The 7,997-nt window shown below is 37.9% G+C and carries 6 protein-coding genes and 3 pseudogenes; 2 read left to right on the top strand and 7 right to left on the bottom strand.

Annotated features, from left to right (window positions below; all coding sequences use genetic code 11):
- A pseudogene (locus tag RMX89_RS34165) lies at positions 1–1,145 on the top strand (filamentous hemagglutinin); the annotation flags it as partial.
- Positions 1,146–1,613: 468 nt separating this feature from the next.
- On the opposite strand, the gene RMX89_RS34160 reads toward RMX89_RS34165, so the two are convergent.
- Positions 1,614–2,180 carry a hypothetical protein gene (locus tag RMX89_RS34160; protein ID WP_322692104.1) on the bottom strand — a complete coding sequence of 189 codons (567 nt, stop codon included), beginning with the start codon at positions 2,178–2,180 and terminating at the stop codon, positions 1,614–1,616.
- A gap of 175 nt (positions 2,181–2,355) precedes the next feature.
- Between RMX89_RS34160 and RMX89_RS34155 the strand changes: the two are divergent.
- Positions 2,356–2,514, top strand: a pseudogene (locus tag RMX89_RS34155) (Uma2 family endonuclease); the annotation flags it as partial.
- Between the two features lie 79 nt (positions 2,515–2,593).
- Here RMX89_RS34155 and RMX89_RS34150 read toward each other — a convergent pair.
- From RMX89_RS34150 to RMX89_RS34125, 6 genes and pseudogenes are all read right to left on the bottom strand, one after another.
- Complete coding sequence (locus RMX89_RS34150; RefSeq protein ID WP_322675625.1) at positions 2,594–3,340, bottom strand: creatininase family protein; 747 nt, start codon at positions 3,338–3,340, stop codon at positions 2,594–2,596.
- 374 nt (positions 3,341–3,714) lie between these two features.
- A pseudogene (locus RMX89_RS34145) lies at positions 3,715–3,988 on the bottom strand (cupin domain-containing protein).
- A gap of 21 nt (positions 3,989–4,009) precedes the next feature.
- A complete protein-coding gene (locus RMX89_RS34140; RefSeq protein WP_322675624.1) occupies positions 4,010–4,369 on the bottom strand; it encodes a Mo-dependent nitrogenase C-terminal domain-containing protein in 360 nt (119 codons plus the stop codon).
- Positions 4,370–5,052: 683 nt separating this feature from the next.
- Positions 5,053–6,513, bottom strand: a complete 1,461-nt coding sequence (locus RMX89_RS34135; RefSeq protein WP_322692103.1) for a protein kinase domain-containing protein — start codon at positions 6,511–6,513, stop codon at positions 5,053–5,055.
- Positions 6,514–6,561: 48 nt separating this feature from the next.
- A complete protein-coding gene (locus RMX89_RS34130; RefSeq protein ID WP_322675622.1) occupies positions 6,562–7,110 on the bottom strand; it encodes a GIY-YIG nuclease family protein in 549 nt (182 codons plus the stop codon).
- Between the two features lie 75 nt (positions 7,111–7,185).
- A complete protein-coding gene (locus tag RMX89_RS34125) occupies positions 7,186–7,512 on the bottom strand; it encodes a hypothetical protein (protein WP_322675621.1) in 327 nt (108 codons plus the stop codon).
- Positions 7,513–7,997: the final 485 nt, after the last annotated feature.

Genomic DNA, 7,997 nt, shown 5'->3' with positions numbered 1-7,997 from the left:
TTTTTATTTCTGTATCATTTTTCCATAACTTTTGTTTTAAGGACATGTCTATTGCAGGTCAAGGTAAATTAACAGTAGAAACGAAAGGTACAGGTGAGGCAGGTAATATTCAGATTACCACTCAAAACTTAAACATTGATGATGGCGTGAAAATCTCAGCTTCTACTAATAATATTGGTCAAAGCGGTAATATTCAGATCAATGCTAATAACTTAATAGCCAATAATGGCGCACAATTCTTAACTGCGACCTTTGGGAATGCCCAAGCCGGAAATATTAACTTACAAATTCGTGACCAGATCAGCTTATCTGGAACAGATACCGGATTATTTGCTAACACCGAAAAAGGTTCAATAGGCTATGGTGGTAATATTAACCTGAGCACAAATTATTTCTATTTAAGTAATGGTGGGCGAGTAAGTACCAGCAGTGAGGGACAAGGGAAAGCCGGAGATATTAATATTAATTCTGTTTCTGCAACGCTTGATAACCAAGGATTTATTGCAGCAGCAAGCAACTCTGGTGATGGTGGAAATATCAATTTAACTATCGATGATCTTTTACTATTGCGTAGCGGTAGCGGAATTTCGACCACCGCAGGTACAGCACAATTAGGTGGCAATGGTGGTAACATCAATATCTATTCAAAATATATCATTGCCATCCCCGAAGGAAACAGCGACATCACAGCCAATGCCTTCACAGGAACCGGTGGAAACGTCGAAATTAAATCGCAAGGTATCTTCGGTATCGAAGCACGTCCAAAGCCAACCGAGAAAAGTGATATTACTGCAAGTTCTGAACAAGGTGTTGCAGGTGTAATCAACATTAACGCACCCGATACTAGTTCTATCAAAAATAGCTTCACCGAATTACCCCCAGTCATTGATACCAATGCACTCATCGCCAATAGTTGCATTTCACGCGGCACCAAGCGACAAGAAAACTCTTTTACTATTACAGGGTCTGGTGCTTTGAGTCCTAATCGTCCTGGTGTTTCGGTTTCTACCTACACAACTGGAGAGGTCAGAGGTGTAGAAACTACATCCCGTCCCTGGAAAAAAGGCGATCCGATTATCGAACCGACTGGTCTATATCGGCTGAATAATGGGCAGTTGCTATTGAGTCGAGAATGTTCTAATTAATGTTATAGATTTAGATGCCAGTTCACAATTCAAAATTCAAAATTAAAGACTTTAAGGTACAAAAAAGTTAACTGTTTGCTTCCTCTATTGATTTTTATTAAAAAAACTAAAATTTAATTCAGAAGGCAATATAAAGAATTGTTGGGAGGAATCAATCGTTATGACTGTGATAGTTGCTAAGTGGACAATTGACGAATATCAGCGGATGATTGGCGCTGGCATTTTGAGCGATCGCGTTTTATAGGTATTGCTATTGACCTGGATATTGCAAAGCAAAACCTATTTGTTTGGCCGACTCAAGCAGCAGAGGTTTTTATTTTTTCAACAGAGGCTACTTAACACTTCGCTATGCAAAATAAGTGATAGGATAGGTTGGGTTGAAGAGGTTTGCCCTGAACTGAATTGTGGGATGTCTCCAGATAAAGTGAAGAGGTTTACATTGCATTGCTTTTCTCTTAAAAAAATTGCTTAATTCATCACGTAAAAACAGAAAATTTCTGTTATTTTGCCTTTTTCAACAGTAAAATTTAAACCTCCAGGGCTGGGTTTTTCAACTATATAATTTAAATTAGTAACTTTACCATCTTGGGAAATTTCAGTTTTTCCATAGGTTCTAATCACTTTTGATTGTTTGTCACCTACTTTTACTCCATCTATGGTGGAATATTTAGAACGATTTGCTTTGATTTGATAAACGGTAAAATTACCTGGTTTAGCACCTTCATCTAAATCAACTGTGATGCCTGCATATTTCAGAGTACGAACTTTACCAATAGCAGCTATAAAGCCATTTTCTACTTTTACAGGTTTACCTAAAATTTTTCTGACTTGTGCTTCGGACATAGAAAGTTTTACGCCACCTATTCCTAGACGTTCAATAGTTATTCCTGTTGATTGATTGTTAGGATTCTGAGAAATTTGATAATTAGTGGTGGTAGCAGTTACTTGACTATGGGTGTAGCTAGTCAAGGGAATAACAAAAGTAGCGATGCCTACGGCGGACTGCGCCAACACCAACGAAATTTCTCTTAACATAATTGCATACTCGACTATTTTATAGTTACTAAGCTGTTACCTCAGCCTGTGTATCAGTATTATCACATGCTGTCTGGCATATCTTTATCTTCAATCAATCGACTTATTCTGAATTACACCTGAAGTACCTTTAAAATGGAAAAATATTAAGAATTATTGGGAGGAATCAATCGTCATGAGTGTGATAGTTGCTAAGTGGACGATTGACGAATATCACCGCATGATTGACGGTGGCATTTTGAGCGATCGCAAAGTTGAACTACTCAATGGAGAAATTGTCGAAATCTTCGCAGAAGGAGAACCTCACGCTTATAGTAGTGGCGAAGCTGGTGACTTGTCTAATAATCATTCTCAAGATATTTGATGCAGAGACACGATTTTACTCGCATCTCTACAATGTCTTTTCATGAGTTTTATTCTGCGTTCACAAATTCCAAATATCCATTGCTAAGTTCTTTAACTGCCAAATCATAAAATTGCTTACCATGTTCTGGCGTTGCTAAAGCCGGATTTGATCCCATACGTCCATCTGGATAACGCACTCGAAAGTCAGTAGCGCTATAAATTCGATGTCCGCTTGCTACTTCTGGTGAAAGGGGTGCTTGCTTAATCGCTTCTGGATAAACATACTGGGTGAGGGCTACTTCGCTTGGCGTTGCATGAGAACCTTCTCGATCCCCATATAATTCTTTAGCTAGCTTATATACAGAACCGCACATAAACCAGTTTGCCACTTGACATTGCACCTGTTGAGCATTGGCAATCTGCAAATCTTCTAAATGAGCGTAAGTTTCTGAAAAAGCCGCTTTCAGGGTAGCAATGTTCCCTCCGTGTCCGTTAATAAAGTAGAACTTGCTAAAACCAGCTTTGGCTAAACAAGTTACATAATCTCGCACTACTTGAATTAAAGTGCTGGGACGCAGACTGATTGAGCCAGGAAAGGCAGTATGGTGTAGTGCCATCCCCACATTGATTGTAGGCCCCACGATCGCTTGGGTTGCATCACCCACACCAACTGCAATCGCTTCTGCACAAATAGCATCAGTACCAATTAACCCTGTTGGCCCGTGTTGTTCTGTAGAACCAATAGGGAAAATAATCCCCTTTGACTGCTGTAAATAAGCTTCGACTTCTTGCCAAGTACTTAAATGCAGTAACATTGTTAATGATTTTCCTCAATAAAATTGCGGTGGGATCAAACATTTTGCTGCTAAACTCCCACTAATACGATTATGAACTCTCTGGATTTTCTCTGCTGGCGATCGCACAAAATCCCCAACAACTTTTGCGAAGTCGGGGATCTTTGTTTACTGCCAAATTTGGCGAGAATTAGACGATCTATTTCTACGAATATTTTTTAGGTAATGGAGTCGCAACGAGTTTTGACAGAGATAGATATAAACAATTTGCCGATTCTGCCATTTTATCCTACAATACTCGTCGGTAAGCTTCCATAATAGAAATCAAAATTGATTTATGAAATCTTGCTTTTCTGGATAATCAAGAAAAAAAATCGCTCAATTTTGATTTTTTACTACTCGAAGTAATAATGCTTTTTTACGTTACTTGTAATTTCCCATGTACAGGACATACCAGCGGGAAAAATTACTAAATCGCCTTTACCCATTTGCACTGGTTTTCTGCCATCAGGAGTAACAAGTACGTCACCTTCCAAAAAATAGCAAGTTTCTTGATAATCATAATTCCAAGGAAATTTGGAGACTTCCTTTTTCAAAATTTCCCATTTAAATACACCTCATCCATTGAGATATTCAAGTCTTAAGTTGCTGCTCAATTTTAATTTCCATATTAGTTATTTCTCGTTATATTCAGCAGTAAGATTGAATATCTTCTCCACACTGATCTACTAAATAACACAAAGCGCGAAAACGCAAGTAGACAAGTTCGTTATAAAGCGGATTCAGTTTACACATTGGCGGAATGTGTCCTATTTTGCGACCAAAAAGCATGACATCACGCTCAAATGGACACTGGGCGGGAATTAATTTAGCAATAAATTTAGCTAATTTCCGATTCTGAATCTCAATTTTGTCGAGCCATTGACGTAATGGTTGCAGTAAATCTAATTTTGGTTGAGCAAATTGCTTTTTACTAGCTGTTTGATTTTTTTCTTCTAAAGGTTTAATGAAAGCAGGCAGAAAAATACGTTGATTCTGTGTTTTAAGCATAGTTTTAGGCAAGGTTAACCGTCGTGAATATGAACTATTTGCCGATTGAAAATCTTGTCATGTAATATGTTTAGTCAATTTGCACTTTGCTTGTAGATTAAAAAGCAAAGTAAGCATAATGCAAACAATTTACATGCATCTTTGGGAAGAGAAATGGTTTAACTAATTGTTATTTAAGCCCACCAAATCATGAAGAACTGTCCCGTTAAATACAAAATAACAAAGAAAATATAAAAATGGCATTTCTTTAACTTATGGATTTCTAATCTGAAAAATAGCAATTTTATATATTAAATATAAATGCCTGGTTCGGAAACTGACTAGTATCTAAAGATGTAGTTTATGGCACACAAACACAGTTTGGTTCTGACCCCACATACATTTCGGTAGGATTAGCCCCTAATATCTTTCGATTTTAGGCTATTGAATATCCTTCATTTTGTCTGATATGCTACACCAGCTAACCTAAATATTATCTAATAAGTAATGATAAATTGATTGATAAGCGAAAATTAATGTAAGATATTATACAAGCATGCACACTCTTGTACTGAACAATTCTCAAGTTTTTATAATCCACTTTGTCCAACTACTCACAGTGAGATTTAGCCGTTAGCACAGCCTTTGTAGAAAAGTATTGGCTATTCTCCTCAGTCCTCACTCCCTGATGATGAAAAACTTAATTATTTAAAATATCTTAACCCGGTATTAACCTGATATTTGTTGATATATTCTACATTCTGTTGCTCTAATTTTGTCAGCAATTTAACTGGAAATGTCTTTGGTGAATATATAGGACGATACCAAAGTTGGTTATTAAAGTAATTTTGCAATTCAATATTCTCAAAACGGCGACCATGACTGGCAAAAATCGAATTTCGCATAATATCGAGTTCAAAACCGCTTTTACCATCCAAATCTGCATCAGTTACAAGTCTTTGAGAAAGCCAGAAATAATTGTTGAGAGTCGTGCTATCAACAGGTGGTATTGATGTAGTTGAGGAAGATGATTGAGTTGGAACAGATGGGGTCGTTGGTGTGAATGTGGGAGTTTCTATCACTGGACTTGTAATATTTGACGGTGTTTCTGAAGGTAATACCGTTTTGTCTGCTGTATGTTGAGAAGATTTGGATAACACTTGACTAATAATCACAGATGCACCAATTAACCCACCTGCAATCAAACTGCCTATGAGAATATTATTCTGACTATGACTACTTTGAGGGCTAGGCTGTGGTTTGACAGGTGCTGTCTGAGGTGGCGGTGCAGAGACTACAGTTGGTTGAGTTAACAGGGGTTGCGTCGGTGGAATTGGATTTGCTATGCTCTGCAAAGAATCCAGCATTGCTCTAGCTGTGGGATAGCGATCGCGTGGATGATAAGCGATCGCTGTATCGACCACTCCTGCCATAATTGGGCTAATATGACTAGCATACTGTCGCCAGACAATTTCACCCGTCTGGGAATCCGTTTCTAGTTGTTGTGCCTGTTTACCAGTCAGCAAATAAATTACCGTCATTCCTAAACTGTATAAATCACTAGAAAAAACTGGTCTATTTGCTGCTTGTTCGCTGGGCATATAGCCAGGTGTACCAATCACAATCGAACTGGTAGGATTTCCTTGAGAATTCACCACTGTTCCCATTGACTCCCGCACAGCACCAAAATCAATCAGCACTGGTTTACCATCCCGATGACGCACAATAATGTTATCCGGTTTAATATCGCGGTGAACGATATACTTAGAGTGAACGTAATCCAGGACAGGTAATAAATTCATAAACAATTCCTGGACAGCGCCTTCACTAAATAGCCCCTGCTTCTGAACTTTTGCAGTTAAGGTATCGCCTTCAACCCATTCTTGAACTAAGTAAAATTGTCCACCAGAAGAGAAGTAGGCATATAATGCCGGAATTTGGTCATTTGTGCCACCGAGTTCTTCTAAAATAGCTGCTTCGCGTTGAAACCTCTCTTGTACTAACTGGTAAATTTGGGGATTGTTGTGAATCGGTCTTAACTGTTTAACCACACAATGGCGCTTTGAAGGCATATAGGTGTCTTCAGCTAGATAGGTTTCACCAAACCCACCAGCACCCAGTGTGCGGATAACTTGATAGCGATCGTTCAACAGCTGTATTGTCATGGGAGATTACAAGCGATATTCATAAGATAGTTTTCCCCAAAACTACCTTCATTTCAAATCTAGTAAACCTTCTTCTTTCAATTTAGGATTGAAGCGAATTTGCATTTGCAAACCGCGCACTTCTAACAATTGCGTTGAAATTTCTGCTTCTATTCTGCGTGCCACATTTTTAAGAACTTTTATTTGTGCTAATTCATCATTAGCTGGATCTTCATATTTTGCCTGTTCTTCAGCTGTCATTGCAACTTTGACATCAATAGGATGAGTCCATTTTTCCTTTTGATCCCCATTACCCCAAGGCACACTGCCATTTTCAGCAATCCAAGCATTTTCAGTATTTTCTAAAATTGCGCGACTAGGACGTTCAATAGTTTGAACTTTAACCCAATAACATTGCTGTGGCTGACGGACTAAATGCTGCTTGAGGCTAAGAAAAACATCACGGGAATATCCTACAAATTGCAGCACTTTTTTTTGGTCAAAGATAGCATATACCCCAATTTTACCCTGAAATTGTTCGGGTAATTGGCCGCGATCGTCAATGTAGGGAATGTATTCTAAAGTTGCCAAAGAAGAAAGATTTGTTTCAGAAGCCATATATCAAATATCAAACTTATTATTTGCCTTCAGAATTGAAAATTGCCAATTAGGAAAAAATTATCTTTAAAATTATTAATTACTCAACTTTTGGTAAATTGCACAAAGGCGGCTGGGTTTAAAAATCTTGGCACTGAACATGAAATTGGGTGGTACATTGACGATGATATACTCATCAGATTCATGATATTTTTCAAATTCTGCTGGCATTCCTTTAGTGGTAGTTAAGCTGTAAGGAACTGGCTGGAAGAGTAATTCTGTAAATTTAAGTTGCTTACACCCCAACTGTTGGCAAATTTGGTTTAAGAAAGCAACGCTTGTCAATAAATTGAATAGAGTTTCTTGAGCTTGTGCTTCAAGAGTAAAACTGCCATCAAAGTTCTGAACGATTTTAAGGGGCATTTTTTTATTAATAGATTTGATTTTTGAAAACAATACCAAGGCCCGAAATAAAGCTTCTAATGGGGAGCCATCAGCTATCCAAATATGTTCAAATTATAATATTTTTGTTGAGCAAAAATTGCTGGAGTTAATAAAGCCTTTAAGTGTGACGCGATCGCTTCATTATCTATAGTAGGAGTCTAATGTCGTTGTGCGTAGTAGGTTGGGTTGAGGAACGAAACCCAAAATTTTATCCTTGTTTATATTGGGTTTCACTGCCGTACTCTTAAGCAAGCTACAACCTAACCTGCATTGATAGATTTTATTACAAGTAATCATCCGAACATGATAAAACCTATATGGGATAAATACTGGCAAGTCCAAACTTGAAGATTGCTTATCTAAACAAAAAACCCCCAAGCTCAGATCAGAGCGTGGGGGTTTTTGTTTGAATTATGGTTCCTGGCATCGAGCTATTTTTGCGTAGGGCAACCCCTAAACTATCG

The organism is Nostoc sp. DedSLP04 (assembly GCF_034530775.1).
Lineage (GTDB): Bacteria > Cyanobacteriota > Cyanobacteriia > Cyanobacteriales > Nostocaceae > Nostoc.
This window is presented reverse-complemented; position numbering and strand designations above follow the sequence as displayed.